Genomic DNA, 21,313 nt, shown 5'->3' with positions numbered 1-21,313 from the left:
GGCTTGACCGACAACTGAAACGGGGGATTACACCCGTGAAAGAGGGCGCGCATGCTGAACGAGACATTTGACTGGGATCGATTGCGGATATTCCGCGCGGTCGCAGAACTGGGCAGCATGTCTGCTGCGGCCGATAAATTGGGAGGATCCGTCCCCACAATCAGCCGGCGCATCAGCGAGCTTGAACGGGCCCTCCGGACCGAACTCCTGAAACGATCCACCAGGGGAATTGATCTGACCGAGGCCGGCAGACTTCTACTCCGTCATGCCAATCTCATGGCCGATATCGTCTCCGCGGCGCATGATGACGTGTCGGATTCCGATACGCCCGATGCCGGGCCGGTACATATCATGACCTGCGATGCGCTCGGCCCCTATTGGCTCGCCCCCATCCAGCCGGAATTCAGGATGCGTCATCCGGGCGTAGAGCTGACGCTCTCGACTTCGAACCGGATCCCCGACCTGCTGGAAAATGAAGCAGATATCGCGATCCAGTATGAACAGCCCAAACGCAGCGAGCTTATCTGCCGCCGCATGGGCGTCGTTCACTATCTCTGCTTCGCGTCTAAAGATTACCTCGCCCAAAACGGCGCGCCCGCTAGCCTGTCAGACTTTCATGAACATGGTTGCTTGCTACATGAAGGCTATGTTCATCAGTCCAGCCGCTGGGCAGATGGCGCCGAACTGGCGAGACGGCTAATCCCGTTTTCGCTGGTCACCAATTGCACGGCGACATTGATCTCATCCTGCTTGGCGGGCGGCGGTGTCGCCGTACTCCCATCCTATGTTGCGGCCGCTTATCCGGCACTCGTCCCCCTGCCCCTTCCGGCCATGGCGTCGATCCAGTTCTGGCTCAGCTATACGGAACGCATCCGGCGTCTTGGCCGGGGCCAGGTCGTGATCGAATGGCTTCGCCAGGCATTCGATCCAGCCAAATCCGGCTGGTTTCGCGAAAGCCTCGTTCGACCGTAGCGGACAGGCGACGCCCCTTCGGCAGAACCTTTTGCCTCGAATTTCGCACAACACGCATGAATTCTCTCAAGTCCTCCTATTCCCGCGCACGGTCTTTCCCGCTAGGTCTGGGACATCATCGCACCAATGGGAATCTGCCTATGCCGAGCAAACTCGATCATCTCAAGACCCTCGAGCAACGCCTGCTATGGCTGTCGGCTTGGACGGTTCACAATGCCAACCACCTTCGGGACAAGCACGATGACGATGTAAAGGTCGGCGGCCACCAGGCTTCCTGCGCGTCCATGGTGTCGATCATGACGGCGCTCTATTTCCACACACTGCGCCCCGAAGATCGCATCGCTGTCAAACCGCATGCCGCACCGGTCTACCACGCCATGCACTACCTTATGGGCAACCAGACCCTCGAAAAACTTCAGAACTTTCGCGGCTATGGCGGCGCGCAGTCCTATCCAAGCCGCACCAAGGACATTGACGATGTCGATTTCTCCACCGGCTCGGTCGGTCTTGGCGTTGCGGAAACCGCCTTTGCATCGATTGTGCAGGACTATCTCGAAGCCAAACCCTGGGCCTCAGAACGTCCGCTCGGCCGGATGGTTGCGCTCGTGGGCGACGCCGAGCTCGATGAAGGCAATGTCTATGAATGCCTGCAGGAAGGCTGGAAACACGACCTGCGCAATACATGGTGGATCATCGACTATAACCGCCAGAGCCTCGACGGCGTTGTCCACGAAGGTCTCTGGGAAAAGGTCGAAGCCATCTTCAAGGCTTTCGGCTGGCGCACGGTCGTGCTGCGCCATGGCGCGCTGCAGCGTGCGGCGTTTGCAGAGCCCGGTGGCGAGGCGCTGAAGGAATGGATCCAGTCCTGTCCGAATGCAGACTATTCCGCGCTGACCTATCAGGGTGGCGCCGCCTGGCGCAACCGGCTGATGGACGACCTCGGAGACCAGGGAGACGTCAGCGCCCTACTCTCCAGACGCAACGACGACGACCTCGGCGCCTTGATGAACAATCTCGGCGGCCAGTGCATCGAGACGCTGACCGAAGCCTTCGATGACATCACCGATGACACGCCCACCGTCTTCCTTGCCTACACGATCAAGGGCTGGGGCACACCGCTCGCCGGTCACAAGGACAATCACGCCGGCTTGATGAACAAGTCCCAGATGGCCGACTTTCAGGCCAGGATGGGCATTGCCGCAGGCGACGAATGGGTGCCCATGGCAGGCGTCGAAGACTCCTCTGCCCTCAACGCCTTCCTGCGGGGCGTTCCCTTCTTCGCAGATGGCCCCCGCCGCTTCACTGCCCAACGGGTCGCCAGTTCCGGACCGATTTTTCTCGACGATGACGTCCAGTCCACGCAGGCCGGTTTCGGCAAGATCCTCGACGCGCTCGCCAAGTCGAAAACCGAACTCGCCGACCGCATCGTCACCACCTCGCCGGATGTCACGGTCTCGACGAATCTCGGCCCCTGGGTTAACCGGCGTTCCCTTTTCGCCCGCGAATCCAAGGGTGACACCTTCCGCGAGCAGCAGATCCCATCGACACAGAAGTGGCAATTTTCCCCGACGGGCCAGCATATCGAACTCGGCATTGCCGAAATGAACCTCTTCCTCCTGCTCGGTGCGGCGGGCCTATCGCATTCCCTGTTCGGCGAGCGCCTCATCCCCATAGGCACCGTCTATGATCCCTTCATCGCCCGAGGCCTCGATGCGCTGAACTATGCCTGCTACCAGGACGCCCGATTCATCATCGTCGGCACCCCTTCAGGCGTCACGCTCGCCCCGGAGGGCGGCGCCCACCAGTCTATCGGCGCCCAGCTAATCGGCATGAGCCAGGACGGACTCGTCTCGTTCGAGCCTGCATTCCTCGACGAACTCTCCATCATCATGGACTGGTCTTTCGACTATCTCCAGCGCGATGGCGACGGAGACCCTGACGAACGCACCTGGCTGCGCGACGAGACGGGCGGCTCGGTCTATCTGCGCCTCACGACGCGCCCTCTGGAACAGGTCCGGTGGTCTGATCGCGGCGACGAGACCTTCCGGCAGGGCGTCATTGACGGAGGCTACTGGCTGCGCAAGCCCGGCCCGAATTGCGAGATCGTGATCGCCTATCAGGGCTGCGTCGCGCCTGAGGCCATCAAGGCCGCCGGACGCATCGGCAACAATCGCCGCGATATCGGCGTCCTCGCCGTTACCTCCGCAGACCGCCTCAATTCAGGCTGGACCGCCGCCCGCCGGGCCCGCGCCCGTGGCAACAAGGGCGCCAAAAGCCAGATCGAACGCCTGATGGAACAGGTGCCCCGCGACTGCACGCTCATCACCGTCACCGATGGTCACCCCGCCACGCTCGCCTGGATCGGCGGCGTGAAAGGCCACGCGACGACGCCGCTCGGAGTCGAACATTTCGGCCAGACCGGCACGATTCGCGACCTCTACCGGCACTTCCAGATCGATGCCGAAGCCATTGTGTCGGCAGCAAGCCACCTGTCGCCCGGCAAGGTGATCTGATCAGGCCGTTTCAAACCATCCCTGCAGGCGCGCCGCATCATGGCGGCATTGCTCCGGGCTGCCAAACAGCTGCCGGTTCACGCCAATCCGTTTGAACCAGTAATGCAGGCCGACAAGGTCCGTGAAGCCCATTCCGCCATGCACTTCCGTCGCCGTCCGCGCGATGAACGTGCCGGCTTCGGCGAGGTGCGATTTTGCCAGTGCCGCCATGACCAGTCCTTCCGGTTCGCCAGTATCCAGTGCATGCGCCGCATGCCAGATAAGCGCCCGTGAAGGCTCCAGCCGCGCAGCCATCTCGGCGCACATGTGCTTCACGGCCTGGAACGAACCGATCACCCGCCCGAATTGCTGACGCTCGCCGGCATAGGCCACGGCCTTGTCCAGCATGGCCTGCGCCGCGCCGAGCGTATCGGCCGCCACCAGCAGCCGTGCCGCAGCCAGAACTTCGTCGTCAGGATTCAGTGTCATTTCACTCATCTGACCACCAAAGCGCACTTCCGAGAAAATCCGCGTCCGGTCGATTGTCTGCATGACCGCCAGTTCCGGCGTCTCCACCACATGAAGCGCGCCGCTGATATCTGCGGCCAGCAAATGCGTGGAGCCCTCTGCCGACACCGCCAGCAGCAACGTGCCCGACAGCTTGTCGTTTTCCACCATCACGCCCGCCCCATCGCGGCGCGATGACAGCTCGGTCAAAGCCAGCCCCATCCGGGTTTCGCCCGAGGCGATCCCCGGCAGGAACCCTTCCCCAGCAAACCGCATTGCATGCGAGGCAACTGTTGTCGCCATGAACCGGCTCGGCGCAATCGCATAGCCGAGCGCCTCCTGCACAACGCAGGCATCCAGCAGGCCGAGGCCTAGCCCGCCATGGTCTTCAGCAATGTGAAGTCCGGCAAGCCCGAATTCATCGAGCCCGGTTGCCAGTGAAGCCGCAGCCGCTTCATCCCCGACCGCGATCTTGCGGATTGTGTCCAGCGGTGCGGCATCCTTCAGGAAGCCATTCAGGCTGTCCTGCAACATGCGCTGGTCCTCCGAGAGTGCAAATTCCATGGGTCTTATCCTCTCAGGCCTTGGCCAATTTGGGTTCGCGCGGCAGGCCAAGGCCCCGTTCCGCAATAATGTTCTTCTGGATCTGCGCCGTGCCCCCGCCAATGATCAGCCCAAGGTCGTACATGTAGCGCGCCTGCCACGAACCATCTGCCCGCAAATGCTCGCCCTGCTCGTACATAACGCCGAGTTCGCCCAGCGCATCAATCGCCAGCCGTGCAATCTCGTGGTTCAGCTCGCACCCCATCAGCTTCACGACGAGGCCAGCCAGCCCAGCACTCTCCTTCTTCAGGTTATGCGTCGTGATACGCAGTCCATTGGCCTGCATCGCGTAGACTTCGCCCTGCAGCTTCAGCAACCGGTCGCGCAGCAGGGGATTGTCGATCAGGCGTTCGCCATTCACCGTCTCCCGCTTCATCATGTCCACCAGCTCGACAAGCCGCCCTTTGGTCGCGTTCGGGTCGCCCAGCATGCCCCGTTCGTGCGTCAGGGTCGCATTGGCGACCTGCCAGCCCTTGTTGGCCTCGAACACGATGCCGCTCTTGGGCACGCGCACATCTGTGAAGAAGACCTCATTGAAATTCGCCGTTCCGGTCATGTCGACAAGCGGCCGAACCTCTATGCCCGGCGTCTCCATGGAGAACAGGATGTAGGAGATTCCCTCATGCTTCTTCGCCGCGGGGTCCGTCCGCACAAGGCAGAAGATCATGTCGGCCTGCTTGGCGGTCGATGTCCAGATCTTGCTGCCATTGATCACATAATCATCGCCATCTTCCACAGCTGCTGTCCGCAGCGCCGCGAGGTCCGATCCCGCACCCGGCTCCGAATAGCCCTGACACCAGATCATTTCGCCATACAGTGTCGGTCGGATATAGGCCGCCTTCTGTTCCGGGGTGCCGAGTTCCAGCAATGTCGGCACAAGCATCGAAATGCCCTGGCTGGACATGGCGCGAGGCAGGCCCGACCGGGCGAATTCTTCGGCAATGATACGCGACTTCAGGATATCAGGCTCAGCGCCATACCCGCCATACTCGGTCGGAATGGTGCGTGCCGCGAGGCCCTTTTCGATCAACAGTTTCTGCCAGGCCAGCCGCTTGGGATTCTTCATCCCCCTGTCGTCACTGGTCGGTGCAAGGTGTGCATTTGCGGCGAGAATGTCGGCCACTTCCTGACGGAAGGCCTCGTATTCCGGGCTGAACGATAGATCCATGGTCGCGGGGTTCCCTGATTTTTTCAGGACACTGGCAACCCTTCCCTTGGGGCTGCCAAGAGGCGTTCTGCTGTTTCACGTCTTTCTGCTTGCTGAACGCAGGGTAAGCCAGCCTAGTGTCAGTCAAACCCAATCTGGAGGAACGCCCAATGTCAGTCGAATACGAAACCCGAGGCCATCTCGCAATCATCACGCTCAACCGCCCGGAAGCCCGCAACGCCATCAACGGCGTCATGGCTACCGGCATCGAGAGCGCCCTTGACCGTTTTGAAAGCGATCCGGATATCTGGGTTGCCATCCTAACGGCGAATGGCAAGGCATTCTGCGCGGGTGCGGACCTGAAAGAAATCAACGCCGGCAATGGCGGCGCACTCGGCACCGAAAAAGGCGGCTTCGCAGGCATCGTGAAGCGCGAGCGCACCAAGCCCCTCATCGCAGCCATCACCGGCAGCGCCCTGGCCGGCGGAACTGAGATCGCACTCTCCTGCGACATGATCGTGTGCGCCGACACCACCAATTTCGGCCTGCCGGAAGTCAAGCGCTCGCTCGCTGCCGCTGCGGGTGGCCTGTTCCGCCTGCCCCGCGTCATCGGCATGCCGACAGCGCTCGAAGTGATCCTGACGGGTGATCCCCTGCCCTCGCAGCGCGCCTACGAACTCGGCATGGTCAACAAGGTCGTCCCCGAAGCGGACGTCATGGACGAAGCCACGAAACTGGCTGACCGCATCATCGCGAATGCGCCACTTGCCGTTCAGGCCAGCCGCAAGGTCGCCGCCGCCGCACTGACCGATAATGACGAAAACCTCTGGCGCGCCAGCGGCAAGGCCTTCGCGGGCCTCGTCGGAACGGAAGACTTCAAGGAAGGCCCGCTTGCATTCATCGAAAAGCGGGCGCCCGTCTGGAAAGGCAAATAGCCTAGTCCTCTCGCACCACACGTGCCTTTCCGCGGCCGAGGGCCAGCGCCTTGATCGCGCCGCGGAAAGTCTGCACTTCCTGCTCGGTCCAGTCAGCCCGGATCAGGGCTGCACGAAGATTGTCTTTCATCAAGGGCGTTTTCGCCGGCGGGAAGAAATATCCGGCCCGTTCCAGCTCTGCCTCGAAATGCTCGAACATCCGGAACACGTCATCCCGCGTCGCAGGCGGCGATCCCGCCGAGCCAGCATCCAACGGCGCCGCTACGGGTGTGACATGGCTCTGCGAGGGATAGTCAGCCGGGCTTTCCGCTGCGCTCAGCTTGCCCCACTCATGCGCAAACACGCAAACGGCCTGCGCGAGGTTCAGGCTCTTGAATTCGGGACTCACCGGATAGGTCATCAAAAGATCGGCCAGGGCCACCGCCTCGTTCGGCAGGCCCGACTTCTCGCCCCCGAACATCACCGCTGCCACCCCCTTGCCCCCCACAAACCGCCCATGCGCCGCCTCTGCCGCCCCGACCGCATCCGTCACGCGCTTCTCGATGCCCCGCAACCGCGCCGTCGCTGCGATCAGGTAAGTCACACCCTCCAGCACATCCTGCAGTGTTTCATGCACATTCACAGTCACGCCCGCCTCGAACGCACCCGCTGACATGGTTTCCGCGGCCGGATTCGGCCACCCATCGCGCGGCGCCACCAGCCGCAGGTCCGTCAGCCCGAAATTGCGCATCACCCGCGCCGCCGCGCCAATGTTTTCACCAAGTTGCGGGGAATGAAGGATGACGCAGGGTCTGCGCTGTTCTGACATGGTGGAACCTGTTTTGACGCGGGCAGCCGCTCTGCTATAGGCCACTCCAATAGCTCCAACCGCAAGGATTACAAAACATGGCTAAGATCAAGGTCAAGAACCCGATTGTCGAAATGGACGGGGACGAGATGACCCGCATCATCTGGCAACTCATCAAGGACAAGCTGATCCATCCTTACCTGGATGTCGATCTGAAGTATTACGACCTGTCGATCCAGAAACGCGACGAGACGGATGACCAGATCACCGTCGATGCCGCTGAAGCCACCAAGAAATACGGCGTCGCCGTCAAATGCGCCACGATCACGCCTGACGAACAACGTGTCGAAGAGTTCAAGCTGAAGAAAATGTGGAAGTCGCCCAACGGCACGATCCGCAACATCCTGGGCGGCGTCGTCTTCCGCGAACCGATCGTGATCTCCAACGTCCCGCGCCTCGTTCCAGGCTGGACCAAGCCTGTCGTCATTGGCCGTCACGCTTTTGGCGACCAGTACAAGGCCACTGACTTCCTCGTGCCCGGCAAGGGCAAACTGACCATGACCTGGGTCGGCGAGAATGGCGACAAGATCGAAAAGGAAGTCTTCGACTTCCCGGAAGCCGGCATCGCCATGGGCATGTACAACCTCGACCAGTCGATCCGTGACTTCGCGCGCGCAAGCTTCAATTACGGCATGCAGCGCAAATGGCCGGTCTATTTGTCAACCAAGAACACGATCCTCAAGGCCTATGACGGCCGCTTCAAGGACCTGTTCCAGGAGATTTTCGACGCAGAATTTGCTGACAAGTTCAAGGCATTCGGCGGTACGTATGAGCACCGCCTGATCGACGACATGGTGGCAGCGGCAATGAAATGGTCCGGCGGTTACGTCTGGGCCTGCAAGAACTATGATGGCGACGTGCAGTCCGACACGGTTGCCCAGGGCTACGGCTCGCTGGGACTGATGACGTCGGTGCTGATGACACCCGATGGCAACACGGTCGAGGCTGAAGCCGCTCACGGCACTGTCACGCGCCACTACCGCAACCACCAGAAGGGCGAAGCGACCTCGACCAACTCGATCGCTTCGATCTATGCTTGGACGCAAGGCCTGAGCCATCGTGGCCGCATGGACGGCACACCTGACGTTCAGGCATTTGCTCAAACTCTGGAGCAGACCATCGTGAAGACCGTGGAAGCCGGTTACATGACGAAAGACCTCGCGCTACTCGTCGGGCCTGACCAGGAATGGCTGACGACCGAAGGCTTCATCGAGAAAGTCTCCGAAAACCTGCAGGCGGAAATGGCGAAGGCTTAAGCTTTTCGTCCAGCGCAAAAAAAGACCCCCGTCACTGCGAAGTGACGGGGGTTTTCTTTTTTCAGGCATGAGCTTCCAAAGGCCGGCTAGATAACCCCGCCGACCAGATGGCCAATCCCGGCTGTCAGCGCCATGGCCAGCGCCCCCCAGAATGTCACCCTCAGGGTCGGGCGCCATATGCTGGCCCCGCCTGCCTTTGCCCCGACCACGCCGAGCAAGGCGAGAAAGACAAGCGATGCAGCCGCTTCAACAGGCACAAGCACGCCAAGCGGCACAATCCAGACAAGTGCGAGAGGCAGGGCTGCCCCGATCGCGAATGAAATCGCGGACGAGATTGCTGCCTGAACCGGCTTCGCCGCAGTCATATCGGTAATGCCTAGCTCGTCGCGCGCGTGGGCCCGGAGCGGATCGTCTGCTGTCATCTGGCTCGCGACCTCTTTGGCCGTCTCCGGTTTCAGGCCGCGTTCTTCATAGATGCCGGCCAGTTCAGCCAGTTCTGCCTCTGGCAGGTCAATCAGCTCCTGTCGCTCTTTGGCCAGTTCCGCCTGCTCGGCATCCGACTGCGAACTGACCGATACGTACTCACCCGCAGCCATCGACATGGCACCGGCAACCAGTGCCGCGACGCCGGCAACGGCAATCTCGCCCTTTCCGGAGGAGGCCGCAGCGACCCCGATGATCAGGCTGGCCGTGGAAACGATCCCGTCATTCGCCCCCAGTACGGCGGCCCGCATCCAGCCGATCCGGGACATTTGGTGACGTTCGTAGTGAAAATGAAATCGCGGCATAGGAATCCTGATTGTTGCTGGCTGACTGCACTGTCAGGCGTGAGAGATAATCGCGGAATGCGTCAAATGCCGCATTAGTCGGCCTGGTTCACCGAAACACCCAGGGATTCTACGGTACTGATCGTCAGGTACCCAACGGGTAGACCATTGGCGCGCTGGTAATCTTCCATCGCCTTTAGCGTGGCCGGTCCGAATTCGCCGTCTGCGGGTACGGCGTAACCTTTTTCGTTCAGCGCCTGCTGCACCTCCTTTATCTTCGCCGGCGAGGCATTTGTATTGCAAAGGACCTCGCGCGACTCGACGTTGCCCCCACCTGTCACTTCGCGCTTCTCGACAGTGCGGTAGGTTGCCGGAATGACAATGGTCTCTTCCTGCGCCGGCGTGACCACTCGCTGAAGGGTGATGGTTTCATAAACTGCCGGAACATCCTCTTCCACAACCCGGGCAGGAGACTCCACGATTTGCCGGGATATCGTCCGGTATCTTGCCGGAATGACCTTCGTCTCTGCCCGCTCCGGGGTGACGATGCGTGTTCGTGTGACTTCCTCGAACTGCGCTGGCACCTCTACCCGGGACAATCGTTCCCCTGTCGACACAGCAGAGTCGGCCGCCTCACCCCCATCCGGGATCTTTTGGCCATAGAAAGCTGCCCCCGGCTTCCAGGTTGTATAAGCAGGCCTCACGAGCACTTTCTCTGTATATGTCTCGAAACTGGCAGGAATGATGCTGGTCTCGATGCGCTCAGGTTCTTCCAGAATCTGTTCGGTTTGCGTGATGAACTGCGCCGGAATCACCGTGTAGGCCTTGGTGGCTTCCTTGACCAAAACCTCTTGTGTGTAGGTCTCGAGTACCGCCGAAATAAACCTCACCTCGGTTCGCTCGGGTTCAGCAATCATCTGTTCCGTTACGATCTCGGTCGTTTCAGGTATCAGTACGCGCGCGAAACAGAAACCGGCATCCGACGCGGGTGGATAGGCCTCACCATCCTGTGCAAGGACGCACCCGGAAAGCGCGATGGCTGCGATCGAAGCGAAAATCAACTTGTTCATTCTTCATTCCCCTGGCCGCATTTGGCCACCCGGCGTCAATCATGCACTTTCCACCTGTCTAAACCAGCGCCAGGCCACCGACCAGACCGTTTAGCCCTGGCATGATTTGAATCACGCCGCGCGCGGTGCTGGCATTCGGGGGATTCCGGGCTATACGGGCCTCACAAGCAGAGAGGCGCGATATGATTCCCCGGTACACCCGTCCTGAAATGGCTGAAATCTGGTCTCCCGAGACACGTTTTGGCATCTGGCTCGAAATCGAAACGCTTGCCGCCGAAGCGATGGAAAATCTCGGCATCATACCAGCGGGCGTCACGCAGGCCGTGCGAGAGCGCGGGGCGTTCGAAGTCGAACGTATCGACGCGATTGAACGCGAAGTGAAACACGATGTCATCGCCTTCCTGACCAATGTCGCAGAACACGTGGGTGAAGAAGCCCGCTTTCTACACAAGGGCATGACATCGTCAGATGTCCTGGACACATGCCTGAGCGTTCAGCTGGTGCGCGCTGGCGATCTTCTGATGACCGGCCTCGACCGCGTTCTCACCGCCCTGGAAACGCGCGCGCGTGAGCACAAATTCACGCCCACGATTGGCCGCAGTCACGGGATTCACGCTGAACCGACAACGTTCGGCCTCAAGCTGGCAACTTTCCACGCGGAATTCCAACGCGCACGCAGGCGCCTGGAAATGGCGCGCGAAGAAATCGCAACCTGCGCGATTTCCGGCGCAGTCGGTACATTTGCCAACATCGACCCGGCGATTGAAGCGCACGTTGCATCCAAGCTTGGCCTCATAATCGAGCCCGTTTCCACGCAGGTCATTCCGCGCGACCGTCATGCCATGTTTTTCGCGGTACTCGGCGTGATCGCATCCTCGGTTGAACGCCTGTCCACCGAAGTGCGTCATCTGCAGCGAACCGAGGTGCTGGAAGCCGAAGAGTTTTTCTCTGCCGGCCAGAAGGGATCGTCTGCCATGCCGCACAAGCGCAATCCCGTGCTCACCGAAAACCTCACAGGGCTTGCTCGGCTCGTGCGGTCAGCCGTCACGCCCGCACTTGAGAACGTCGCCCTGTGGCACGAGCGCGATATTTCCCATTCGTCCGTCGAACGCGGAATCGGCCCCGACGCAACGATCCATCTGGACTTCGCCCTGCATCGGCTTGCTGGTGTGGTGGAAAACCTGGTCGTCTATCCGGAAAATATGCTGCGTACGATCGAAAGCATGGGCGGCCTTCACAACTCCCAGCGCATCCTGCTCGCACTTGTCGAACACGGCGTCAGCCGTGAAGACTCCTACTCACTGGTGCAACGGAATGCGATGCGCACCTGGCGCGGCGAAGGCAACCTGCTTGACCTGCTCAAGTCAGACCCGGACGTCACAGCGAAACTGACAGACGCGGAACTCGAAGACCTGTTTGACCTCGAATATCATTTCAAACATGTCGACACGATTTTCGAACGCGTTTTTGGAGCCGCCTGAAGTTCTTTTGTCAGAACTGAAATCCATTCGATAAAAAATCACCCCGCAGCTTGCTGCGGGGTGATCTGTATTGTCCGCTTCAAGCGTGTTGCTAGAAGGTCGTGGACAGGCTCGCCGAGATCGTCGTTCCGCGCTCATAGGTGTTGTACTCGGTACGGCCCACATCGCTTTCAGATGTCTGGTACTCGATGTGCTTTTCACCAAGCAGGTTTCGGCCTTTCAAGCCAAGCGACATTTCGCGACCAGCAATCGTGAAATCACGATTGTAGACGAGGTCGAGCTGGATACCGGGATCTTCGATCACGTCTGGCAGTGCGGCGGCGCCCACGCCAAATCCGCGCTGCAGGATACGTTCATCAACCCAGCCGACGAGAAGCGTCATCTGCTCTACGTCACTTTGCCATCCGAACTGTGCGTTCAGAATGTTTTCCGGCGTACCCTGAAGGTCGGACCCATCAAGCCCGAACAGGGATGCATTGCGAAGCGAGCGCGAGATTGGATCGAATACCAGATCGTCATCTTGTGCCTGGACTTCAGAAGCCGTGTAAGTGTAGTTCGCCGAGAACAGCCATTCACGATCATCCATCCATGGATTTGAGATCGGCATGGCAAAATTGGTTCTGTACTCGAGTTCCGCACCGTACAGCTCTGCTTTCGGGCTGTTGATGAAGGTTGTCTCGAACACGAACGACGCCGTCGAATACTGCACTTCCTCGATCGGATTCTTGATGTCCTTGTAGAAGCCTCCCAAAGTCACGAACTGGTTGCGGCCAAGATAATACTCAAGGCGTGCGTCATAGTTCTTCAGTTCGCTGTCCACGAGACCACTGTTCCCGCGATAGGTGCGATCGGTCTCTGGATCCACGAAGGAGGAGAGCGCGAGTTCGCGGAACTGCGGACGGGCAATCGTTTGCGAATAGCCGGCACGCAACTGTAGGTCGTCTGCGAAGTTCCATGTCAGCGTTAACGCGGGCAGGACATAGTCGTTGCTCAGGTTGACGTCACCTGCTCCCGGATTACCGAACCGGTCGAATGTCTCAACCGTTTGCTCTGCATCTTCGTACCGGAACCCGACCGTGCCGCGAACATAGTCGAGAATGTCCAGCTCGGTCTGCACGTAGAATGCATTCACATCGAGTGCACCTGAATAGGAGTCGTTAGGCGTGACGACTTCCTGCAGGATAAACCGCGCAGGGTCGATGTTATCCGGCGAAAACAGGTAGTCAGGTCGCGCGGCCTGCGCGTCTGCAGGCAGGGCGTTGCCGCCGACGAAGCGAAGAGACAGGTAATTATAGTCGCGATCAGTCGACGCGACGTCAAAACCACCCGACATGACCAGCTCCCTGGCGTTTCCGATATCCACAGTATACGTGGCATCCGCACCAAAGCTGGCAATCGTGTCCTCAAGGTCGGAGAAGACTATGTTGTAGTTGTTGGCCGTGGAATACAACGGCACGCCATCCGCATCGGGGCTACGACGGAGTGAACGGTCATAAGGCGCGTCACGTGTGGAGACAGCATATGCGCCGCGCCAGTTCAGATCCAGATCACCAATTCCGTGTTCACCGCGCAACTGGAAAAATGCCAATTCACGTTCGAACCAGCCGCTCGATTCATCAAAGATCTCACCTGTGGCGCCCGGTGCGTTAAAGTCCGTGCCTGTGGTGATTTCTGCCTGCTTCGACGTCGTATGGACATAGAACAAAGTCGCCTGGATCTCGTTATCGCCCCAACCGATTGAACCGGATCCGAGCGCATTAAGCGTGGCATCGTAAGTTGTCGAGAACTGGTTCTGGTCGCTGCCGAGTACACCAGCTTCTACAGACTGACGGATGGCATCTCTTGTTGTCCATCCCGAGTCAAAGCCAACAACGCCGATCAGGCCGATATCGTACTGGCCTTTGTCGAGGATCAGGCCGCCCTCGATCGAACCGCTGGGATCCGGACCCAGCTCACCCTGCTGGATCACCGACAAGGGCGAATTGACCAGGCTTTCGCCAATGGTTTCGATCTGTTCCGGTGTTTGATCGCTCAGCCGTTCTCCGGATGCGAGAACTGCAGCCAATGGTCCTGGAATGTCGCGGAGGCCGTCATCGTAACCCGACCAGTCAAGGTCACCGCCATTGACGTACAGTCCATCCGATCCGGTCGTTTCTGTATTTGCAGAAATGCCGCCTTTGACTGTCAGAAAATTCTCGGACGGCTGGCGAAGGGTTTCAAGATCGATCACACCGCCGCCAAATTCACCCGGGTAATTGGCCGAATATGTCTTCTGTACGGCCGCACCGGCCAGGACGCTCGACGGGAACAGGTCAAGCGGCACAGTACGACGCAGAGGTTCAGGGCTTGGAAGCGGCGATCCGTTGAGCAAGGCCGACGAATACCGGTCGCCAAGGCCCCGCACGAAGGCGAAGCGTCCGGATACGATGCTCAGACCACTGAGACGGGTCAGGGCAAGCGCCGCGTTGGAATCGCCTTGACGCGCCAGGTCTTCACTCGACAGGAAAGTCGCGACCTGGGACGTTTCACGCTGCGGTTCCGGAATGAACTGACCGCGCACGACAACCGTCTGGAGGGTGCGGCTGTCTTCGGGCGTGTCTGCTGGAGGTGTTGCTTCCTGAGCGCCCGCAATGGGCGATAAAGCAAGCATGACTGCTGTCGACAGCAACCATTTGTATTTGACAGAAGTAATGTGCATTTTTCTTGACCTAGCTTGGCGTGGATCTGAGGCGCCCAATCGAGAACCTCGGTATCTGCCCTGAAATGAAAGTGCCGGGATGGCGCACGGCTTGCGTGGCCATCCCGGCGGTTCTCAACTTAACAAGGGTCGCTGGCTTCGAGGCCGCACGACCAACCCTGCCACCAGGTGTCCGAGGCGTTCTCGACAGCACCGATATAGTCGACTGGCTCAAGGTCAGCAGACAGACCCGTTACATCGAAGGCCGTGACGGCCGACTCGGCTGCACCATTGATGAAACTGTTGATCAGCGTGCTTGCTGTTGCCGTGGAGTTATTGGTGCCCGCTGCGATGGCTGCGGCTGCAGCACCCGGATCGGAGTTTGCCGTTTCCACGCCAGCGGCGCAGTCAAACAGGACCGAGTTGAACGCCGGGTCCACACCTGCCTGGTAGCCGGCCACGCCATTGCCTGCCGAAGATTCCCAGCGGAAGCATTCCGTGACTTCCTTCACCACGCCGTTGACATAGGTGCCGACCGTACCCGTGTTCAGGCGGAAAGCGTTGCCGCCTGCTTCACCCAGGAAGGTGAAGTTGGAGACCTTGGCATCGGAAGGCGGCGAAATGCCTGCAACCGAGCTGGCTTCAACCATATTGTCACCGCCGGCAGTGCGCTGCTTCACGACCACATACTGAAGGCTGCCATTGTAGCCATTGTCGGTGTCGAGCGAGTCATCATCCGCACCCGTCAGCACGAGGTGCGTTGCATTCACCCCGCCGCCGAAGAATTCGATGCCGTCATCCGAGCTGTTGTGGACCTGGACATAATCAACCGTCGTGCCCGAACCAACACCAGCCAGCGTGATGCCGTTCAATTCGTTGCCTGTCGTGACTTCGAAACCGGAATGCTTGACCACCGTATACCGCAACGAACCGCTATTATCGGCTGGCACGGCACCGCCGTAAACCGCGTCAGGGTTGGTCACACCTTCAACCACGTTGTCACAATCGACTGTCGCGGGCGTTGCGGCATTGCGGCAGCGGTTGATCGGCGCGCGGCCGAGGATGACCAGACCGCCCCATTCGCCAATGGCGTTTTCCGGGTTGGGTTGCGTACCGGTGACATCCGCTTCGGATGTCAGGACGACCGGATTCTCCTTCGTTCCGTTCGAGAATATCTGGGAGCCACGGTTCACGACAATATAGTCTGCGCCGCTTCCGCTGAAGATTGTGACGCCGGCTTCAATCGTCAGAGACGCCGGATCACCACCTGCCGCTGCACCATCAGCACCGATGTCAACACCGACATCCAGACGTCCAACAACTTCGTAGATGTTTCCGCGTGTCAGACGAACATCGTCAGTGATCACACCCGAGATGCGGCAGACCGTTTGGTCGTTCACTTCAAGCCCGGAATCGGTCGTACCGGTCGGACATGTCGGATCGGGGAAGAGGCCAAATGTCCAGCCGGTTGCCCAGTTCTGGGTTTCCGTTTCGGACGGGCCAAAGGCGCCGATATAGGTAGTCGCATCAAAAGATGCCGAAAGCGTTGTCGCATCAAACGGTGTGACAGCCGCTTCGTTCGGGCCAGGGAAGAAAGAGGCTGCGAGCGTGCTTGCTGTTGCCGTGGAGTTATTGGTGCCCGCTGCGATGGCTGCGGTTGCAGCACCCGGGTCGGAGTTTGCCGTTTCCACGCCAGCAGCGCAGTCAAACAGGACCGAGTTGAACGCCGGGTCCACACCCGCCTGGTAGCCGGCCACGCCATTGCCTGCCGAAGATTCCCAGCGGAAGCATTCCGCGACTTCAGTCACCACGCCGTTGACATAGGTGCCGACCGTACCCGTGTTCAGGCGAAGGGCGTTGCCGCCTGCATCACCGACGAAGGTGAAGTTGGATATGTTAGCATCAGAAGCTGGCGAGATGCCTGCCACCGAACTGGCTTCAACCATATTGTCACCGCCGGCAGTGCGCTGCTTCACGACCACATACTGAAGGCTGCCATTGTAGCCATTGTCAGTGTCGAGCGAGTCATCATCATTGCCCGTCAGCACGATGTGCTTGGCGTTCACCGTTCCGCCGAAGAATTCGATGCCGTCGTCCGAGCTGTTGTGGACCTGGACATAATCAACCGTCGTGCCCGAACCAACACCCGCCAGCGTGATGCCGTTCAATTCGTTGCCAGTGCCGATTGCAAACCCGGAGAAGCGCAATGAGACGTAACGCAGTGTACCACTGTTGTCCGTCGGGTCAGCGCCGCCGTAAACGGCGTCAGGGTTGCTCACGCCTTCAACCACGTTGTCACAATCGACTGTCGCAGGCGTTGCGGCATTGCGGCAGCGGTTGATGGGTGCCTGGCCCAGGATCACAAGGCCGCCCCACTCACCAATATTGTCGCCGCCAAAATCATTCGACGGGTCGCTGTCTGCGCGGCGGACGAGATCGTTCGCGCTGGTCATGACGATCGGATTGGCCCCATTGCCGTCTGCATCGATCTGCGAACCGCGATTGACGACAATGTAATCAGCGCCGGTGCGCCCGAAAACAGTTACGCCTGGCTCGATGGTCAGCGTTGCAGCTGTTCCGTCGGGGTCCGTGCCATCTGCACCGACGTCCACGCCGATATCCACCCGGCCGTCGACGGCATAAGCGATGCCAGAAACGAACGGAAGTGTAAGGTCGCTCAGATATGTACCAGAAAGGTTACAGGTCGTGAGGCCGCCGACTGCAGCGCCTTCCGTGAAACCTGCCGGGCATGACGCAGTACCGCCACCGCCACCGCCACCGCCGCCGCCGCCACCAGGAGGCGTTCCTGGATTGCTTGGACCCGGTGAAGCAATGTTACTTCCCTGTGAACACGCTGCTGCGAAGCAGAGCGCGATCGCGCTAACTGACCTGCGAAATATCATTGGAACCCCTTAGATTCTGAGCGTTGGATAGGCCGACTCCATCGCGACCCCGTCAGCGGCTGAATAGCGGGAGGGCATGACAAACAATTAACGGAAATATTTCGGTTTTAAGACACTCGCACGGCGAGGCACGCTCGCCCCGAATAACTGTGATCAAAACACGGAGAGCGTCACAAAACTTTCGCGAAAACGACATGTGAGCGCGTTAAATCCAGAATAATTGAGCGCCAATTGAGAACCAGAGGATTAATGCAATCAAGGGGCGGCCTCGGTGGAAAATATGGATTTGATTTACAGACTTGAGGGACGGCTGATTGATCTCGAAGTCAAGGTCGCGCAACTCGAGAAGGCTTTGGCCGAGATGCCAACGTCCGAGCCGGCCATTCCGGAAGAGGCGCAGAGACGGATTGCTGCCGGCGAACATCCTGTTCGTGTCATGCGCGAACTAAGGTTGCTGACCCAAAGCCAACTCAGCGAACTGTGCGGCATTCGTCCCAATCACATATCGGCAATCGAGCGTGGCCAGACGTTTGGCCTCAAGACAGCGCGCAGGCTGTCAGAAGCCCTGAACGTGCCCGCAAGTGTGCTGTTCTGACTGCTTTTGACGTCCAGATCGCGCCAGAAGATGAAAAGATGTACGTTATTAGGACGACATCCAACTATGAAGAATTAAAAACATGTACTGCAATTCAGCTTGGCACTATTGACCTGTTTACTTCATCAACATTCTAAATGCCGGATCCCGGCGATGGCTCACCTGTTCGCCAGGGGCCCTGGCGACCCAATCCGGGCAGGAAATTTGCAGTCAGAGTAGAATATGAGCCAGTTAAACATTCTTTCGAAGAAGGCACTGCACTTCCTGCCGCGCGTACGCGGCGGCTTCATGTTCCTGCTGGTTGCCGCTTTGGGATTGCTGACTGCCCGTTTCATCTGGCTTCTCATTGAACCGGGCGGTGCTGTCAGCCAGCCCTTGCGTCTGCCCGCGACAACCGCCCCCGCATCCGAAAGTTCCCCTCTCGCCACCGCAGACCTCATGCTGTTGACCCGCTCAAACCGGTTCGGAACGGGGGCGCCCGGAGGTGACATTATTCCGGATGCGCCTGCGACCAGTCTCAACTTGACCCTTAAAGGCGTGCGATCGGTCGCGACAGGTACGCGCGAACCGGCTTCCCAACAGGTGTCGATTGCCGTCATCCAGACCCCCGACGGTCGGGCGCTGACCTATCATGCCGGCGACACGATTATTGAAGGCGTCACACTCGACCGCGTTTTGCCAGACCGTGTCCTGATCCGCAAATCAGGGGCGCTGGAAACACTCATGATGGACAGCAGCATTGATGCGCTGGCTGTCCTGTCACGCCCGGGAGAAAGCGGCCTGATCGAAGGCGCGCCCCGCCCTGCAACGATTTCCGAGACGCCTGCTGCCACGGTGAATCGGTCATTGCTCGCATCGCTCGACATCGCTCCGGTATTTTCGGACAGTCTCCTGACGGGCTACCGTATCACGACCTCCGGCCCGGCGAGTGACCTTTCGAATGCAGGCCTCGAACCTGGTGACCTTGTCACGCATGTCGAAGGCAAGCCCGTCGGCGAAATCGACATTCAGAGTTTTTCCGACCGGCTGTCCACGGCAACCGAACTATCCATGACGTTACAGCGCAATGGCGCCGCTGTGCCCGTCACGCTGCGCTTCCCTGAGGGAGATTAGAATGAACTTCCGTATCGGCCTGTCGGCATTCCTGCTTGCCTCTTCAGCCTTGCCGGCCTTCGCACTGACTGGAGAGTCTGCTCAGGCATCTTCGCGTCATGTATTGAATTTTGACGATGTGGAGCTGAGTTCGCTCATCGCCGACGTTTCCATTGTGACCGGATACACTTTCATCGTGCATCCGGATGTTCGCGGCAAGCGCGTCACGGTCACATCATCTTCGCCCCTGACCAAGGAAGGTGTCTTCGACGTCTTTCTTTCCACGCTGCGTGTGCACGGTTTCACTGCCATTCCCGCAGGCAAGGACACCTATCGCATCATCCCGGAACAATCCGGGGTCAGCGAGGCCGGAACACGCTCAACAGGCGCCAACAGCCTGGTCACGGAGATTATTCACCTCAACAATTTCAATGCGCTGGAAGCTGCGCAAATGGTGAAGCCCCTCGTCGATGCACAAGGCCAGGTGATCGCCAATCCACGTTCGAACACGCTGGTCGTCGTCGACTATGCGTCGAACATCCCGCGCATTCGCCAGCTGGTGGCCGGGATCGATAAAGATCGCACGCGTACTGAAACAATTTCTCTACGGAACATTCCATCGGGAGAAATGCAATCGATCCTTATGGCACTGGAAAAACCCGGCGGCGAAGATTCTTATGCAACGAACTTCCAGGCGATCGCGTCACAATCGGGCAACTCGATCGTGATACGCGGCGATAACCTGATGGTCGAACGCGCCATGAAGGTCGTCAATCAGCTGGACGCGACCGATCGTGTCGAAGACACGCTTCGCGTCATTCCGCTCAAAAATGCCGACGCGGCCGACATTGTGCCGATCCTTGAAAAAGTCGCGGGCGCCATGGCATTCCGGCGCGGCGAGGCCGGGGGCGAAGTCACACCGAGCACCATCGCCTTCCACGCCTCAACCAACTCGCTCGTGATCAACGCGCCGGGCGAAACCCTCCTCACCCTCGAACGCGTTATCCAGGACCTCGACAAGCGCCGCGCCCAGGTGCTCGTCGAGGCCATCATCGTCGAAATGTCCGACGACACGGCGCGCGAGCTCGGCCTGCAGTTCCTGCTCAGCGGCACCGGCAATTCGTCGGTGCCATTCGTGTCGACAAACTACTCTCGTTCGGCCCCCAACCTCCTGGCCCTCGCGGGCGCCCTGAGCGGGGACACGCCCTTCAATAGCGGTGACACGAATCCTTTCGCCTCCGCTGCGGTGACATCCCTGCTTGGCTTGTCAGGCATTAGCGCCGGCATTGGCGGCCAGGATGGCAACACGCTGTTCGGTGCTATCCTCACAGCCGTGGAATCCGACAAGAACTCCCGGGTGCTGTCGAAACCGTTCAACATGACACTGGACAACGGAACCTCGTCCCTGCTCGTCGGACAGGAAGTCCCGATCATTACCGGAACAGTCCTTGGCGCGGACAACACAAACCCCTATCAGACCGTGGACCGCAAGGAGATCGGCGTCCGGCTTGACGTCACCCCGCGCATTTCTTCCGACGATGCCGTCCGCCTGGAGATCAATCAGGAAGTCTCCAGCATCGACGGTGCCATTTCGACAGCGACATCGGACCTCGTGTTCAACAAACGCCAGATCACGACTGACGTCCTTGCCGACAGCGGCGAAATAATCGTCATCGGCGGGCTGATCCAGCAATCCGATACGATCGCGAACGAGAAGGTTCCAATTCTTGGCGACATGCCGGTTGCGGGTCGCCTGTTCCGCTCCGAAGGCAAGGCCACCAAGCGCACGAACCTCATGGTCTTCATCCGCCCGACCGTCATTCGCGACCGCCAGAGCGCGCGCGAAGCCACCTCGCGCAGCTATCGTTTCGTGCGCGCCGAGGAGCTCTGGAATGACAAGAAGTCGAACGTGAATTCGCTGGACGCCTTTGTCAGTGAAGTTCTCGGATCACCGCCACCGAAATAATCC

15 protein-coding genes are annotated in these 21,313 nt (G+C 59.5%); 8 read left to right on the top strand and 7 right to left on the bottom strand.

Annotated features, from left to right (window positions below):
* Positions 1–51: 51 nt before the first annotated feature.
* Entirely contained in the window at positions 52–972 is a 921-nt protein-coding gene (locus tag VR74_RS00455) for a LysR family transcriptional regulator (RefSeq protein WP_045693470.1), read from the top strand.
* Between the two features lie 140 nt (positions 973–1,112).
* A complete protein-coding gene (locus VR74_RS00450) occupies positions 1,113–3,485 on the top strand; it encodes a transketolase (RefSeq protein WP_045693469.1) in 2,373 nt (790 codons plus the stop codon).
* On the opposite strand, the gene VR74_RS00445 is transcribed toward VR74_RS00450, so the two are convergent.
* Both VR74_RS00445 and VR74_RS00440 read right to left on the bottom strand, forming a co-directional pair.
* Positions 3,486–4,535, bottom strand: a complete 1,050-nt coding sequence (locus tag VR74_RS00445; protein ID WP_045693467.1) for an acyl-CoA dehydrogenase family protein — start codon at positions 4,533–4,535, stop codon at positions 3,486–3,488.
* A gap of 13 nt (positions 4,536–4,548) precedes the next feature.
* On the bottom strand, positions 4,549–5,742 hold the full coding sequence (locus tag VR74_RS00440) for an acyl-CoA dehydrogenase family protein (protein ID WP_045693465.1): 1,194 nt from the start codon (positions 5,740–5,742) through the stop codon (positions 4,549–4,551).
* Positions 5,743–5,891: 149 nt separating this feature from the next.
* Between VR74_RS00440 and VR74_RS00435 the strand changes: the two genes are divergently transcribed.
* The gene (locus VR74_RS00435) at positions 5,892–6,656 is read left to right on the top strand and encodes a crotonase/enoyl-CoA hydratase family protein (protein WP_045693463.1); all 765 of its coding nucleotides are present in this window, start codon (positions 5,892–5,894) and stop codon (positions 6,654–6,656) included.
* Between the two features lies 1 nt (position 6,657).
* On the opposite strand, the gene VR74_RS00430 is transcribed toward VR74_RS00435, so the two are convergent.
* Positions 6,658–7,509 (bottom strand): TrmH family RNA methyltransferase, encoded by an 852-nt coding sequence (locus tag VR74_RS00430; RefSeq protein WP_299949219.1) that lies wholly within the window; start codon positions 7,507–7,509, stop codon positions 6,658–6,660.
* Positions 7,510–7,541: 32 nt separating this feature from the next.
* On the opposite strand from VR74_RS00430, the gene VR74_RS00425 reads away from it, so the two are divergent.
* Positions 7,542–8,759, top strand: coding sequence for an NADP-dependent isocitrate dehydrogenase (locus tag VR74_RS00425; RefSeq protein ID WP_045693458.1), 1,218 nt, complete (start codon positions 7,542–7,544; stop codon positions 8,757–8,759).
* A gap of 86 nt (positions 8,760–8,845) precedes the next feature.
* Here VR74_RS00425 and VR74_RS00420 read toward each other — a convergent pair whose 3' ends face one another.
* A complete protein-coding gene (locus tag VR74_RS00420; protein WP_045693456.1) occupies positions 8,846–9,547 on the bottom strand; it encodes a VIT family protein in 702 nt (233 codons plus the stop codon).
* 74 nt (positions 9,548–9,621) lie between these two features.
* Positions 9,622–10,596 carry a peptidoglycan-binding protein gene (locus VR74_RS00415; RefSeq protein WP_045693454.1) on the bottom strand — a complete coding sequence of 325 codons (975 nt, stop codon included), beginning with the start codon at positions 10,594–10,596 and terminating at the stop codon, positions 9,622–9,624.
* A gap of 182 nt (positions 10,597–10,778) precedes the next feature.
* Between VR74_RS00415 and purB the strand changes: the two genes are divergently transcribed.
* Positions 10,779–12,077, top strand: a complete 1,299-nt coding sequence (gene purB / locus VR74_RS00410; protein ID WP_045693452.1) for an adenylosuccinate lyase — start codon at positions 10,779–10,781, stop codon at positions 12,075–12,077.
* Positions 12,078–12,168: 91 nt separating this feature from the next.
* On the opposite strand, the gene VR74_RS00405 is transcribed toward purB, so the two are convergent.
* Together VR74_RS00405 and VR74_RS00400 are read right to left on the bottom strand one after the other, a co-directional pair.
* Entirely contained in the window at positions 12,169–14,775 is a 2,607-nt protein-coding gene (locus VR74_RS00405) for a TonB-dependent receptor (RefSeq protein WP_045693450.1), read from the bottom strand.
* 119 nt (positions 14,776–14,894) lie between these two features.
* Positions 14,895–17,366, bottom strand: coding sequence for a hypothetical protein (locus VR74_RS00400; protein WP_299949216.1), 2,472 nt, complete (start codon positions 17,364–17,366; stop codon positions 14,895–14,897).
* Positions 17,367–17,937: 571 nt separating this feature from the next.
* Between VR74_RS00400 and VR74_RS00395 the strand changes: the two genes are divergently transcribed.
* The 3 genes from VR74_RS00395 (at position 17,938) to gspD (ending at position 21,310) form a co-directional block, all read left to right on the top strand.
* Positions 17,938–18,252 (top strand): helix-turn-helix transcriptional regulator, encoded by a 315-nt coding sequence (locus tag VR74_RS00395; protein WP_045693446.1) that lies wholly within the window; start codon positions 17,938–17,940, stop codon positions 18,250–18,252.
* A 222-nt stretch (positions 18,253–18,474) separates the two neighbouring features.
* Positions 18,475–19,365, top strand: coding sequence for a type II secretion system protein N (locus tag VR74_RS00390; RefSeq protein ID WP_045693444.1), 891 nt, complete (start codon positions 18,475–18,477; stop codon positions 19,363–19,365).
* Position 19,366: 1 nt separating this feature from the next.
* Complete coding sequence (gspD, locus tag VR74_RS00385; RefSeq protein ID WP_045693442.1) at positions 19,367–21,310, top strand: type II secretion system secretin GspD; 1,944 nt, start codon at positions 19,367–19,369, stop codon at positions 21,308–21,310.
* Positions 21,311–21,313: the final 3 nt, after the last annotated feature.

Origin of the sequence: Hyphomonas sp. BRH_c22, assembly GCF_000961795.1 — a bacterium.
In the GTDB taxonomy this organism is placed as follows: domain Bacteria; phylum Pseudomonadota; class Alphaproteobacteria; order Caulobacterales; family Hyphomonadaceae; genus Hyphomonas.
The sequence above is the reverse complement of the archived record's forward strand: the minus strand, read 5'-3'. Positions and strand labels throughout refer to the sequence as shown.

Excerpts from the sequence above, each read along its gene's own strand:
- VR74_RS00455 (WP_045693470.1), top strand. The coding sequence starts at position 52 with ATGCTGAACGAGACATTTGACTGGGATCGATTGCGGATATTCCGCGCG.
- VR74_RS00440 (WP_045693465.1), bottom strand. The coding sequence starts at position 5,742 with ATGGATCTATCGTTCAGCCCGGAATACGAGGCCTTCCGTCAGGAAGTG.
- VR74_RS00415 (WP_045693454.1), bottom strand. The coding sequence starts at position 10,596 with ATGAACAAGTTGATTTTCGCTTCGATCGCAGCCATCGCGCTTTCCGGG.
- purB (WP_045693452.1), top strand. The coding sequence starts at position 10,779 with ATGATTCCCCGGTACACCCGTCCTGAAATGGCTGAAATCTGGTCTCCC.
- VR74_RS00450 (WP_045693469.1), top strand. The coding sequence starts at position 1,113 with ATGCCGAGCAAACTCGATCATCTCAAGACCCTCGAGCAACGCCTGCTA.
- VR74_RS00395 (WP_045693446.1), top strand. The coding sequence starts at position 17,938 with ATGGATTTGATTTACAGACTTGAGGGACGGCTGATTGATCTCGAAGTC.
- VR74_RS00420 (WP_045693456.1), bottom strand. The coding sequence starts at position 9,547 with ATGCCGCGATTTCATTTTCACTACGAACGTCACCAAATGTCCCGGATC.
- gspD (WP_045693442.1), top strand. The coding sequence starts at position 19,367 with ATGAACTTCCGTATCGGCCTGTCGGCATTCCTGCTTGCCTCTTCAGCC.
- VR74_RS00390 (WP_045693444.1), top strand. The coding sequence starts at position 18,475 with ATGAGCCAGTTAAACATTCTTTCGAAGAAGGCACTGCACTTCCTGCCG.
- VR74_RS00435 (WP_045693463.1), top strand. The coding sequence starts at position 5,892 with ATGTCAGTCGAATACGAAACCCGAGGCCATCTCGCAATCATCACGCTC.
- VR74_RS00405 (WP_045693450.1), bottom strand. The coding sequence starts at position 14,775 with ATGCACATTACTTCTGTCAAATACAAATGGTTGCTGTCGACAGCAGTC.
- VR74_RS00445 (WP_045693467.1), bottom strand. The coding sequence starts at position 4,535 with ATGGAATTTGCACTCTCGGAGGACCAGCGCATGTTGCAGGACAGCCTG.
- VR74_RS00425 (WP_045693458.1), top strand. The coding sequence starts at position 7,542 with ATGGCTAAGATCAAGGTCAAGAACCCGATTGTCGAAATGGACGGGGAC.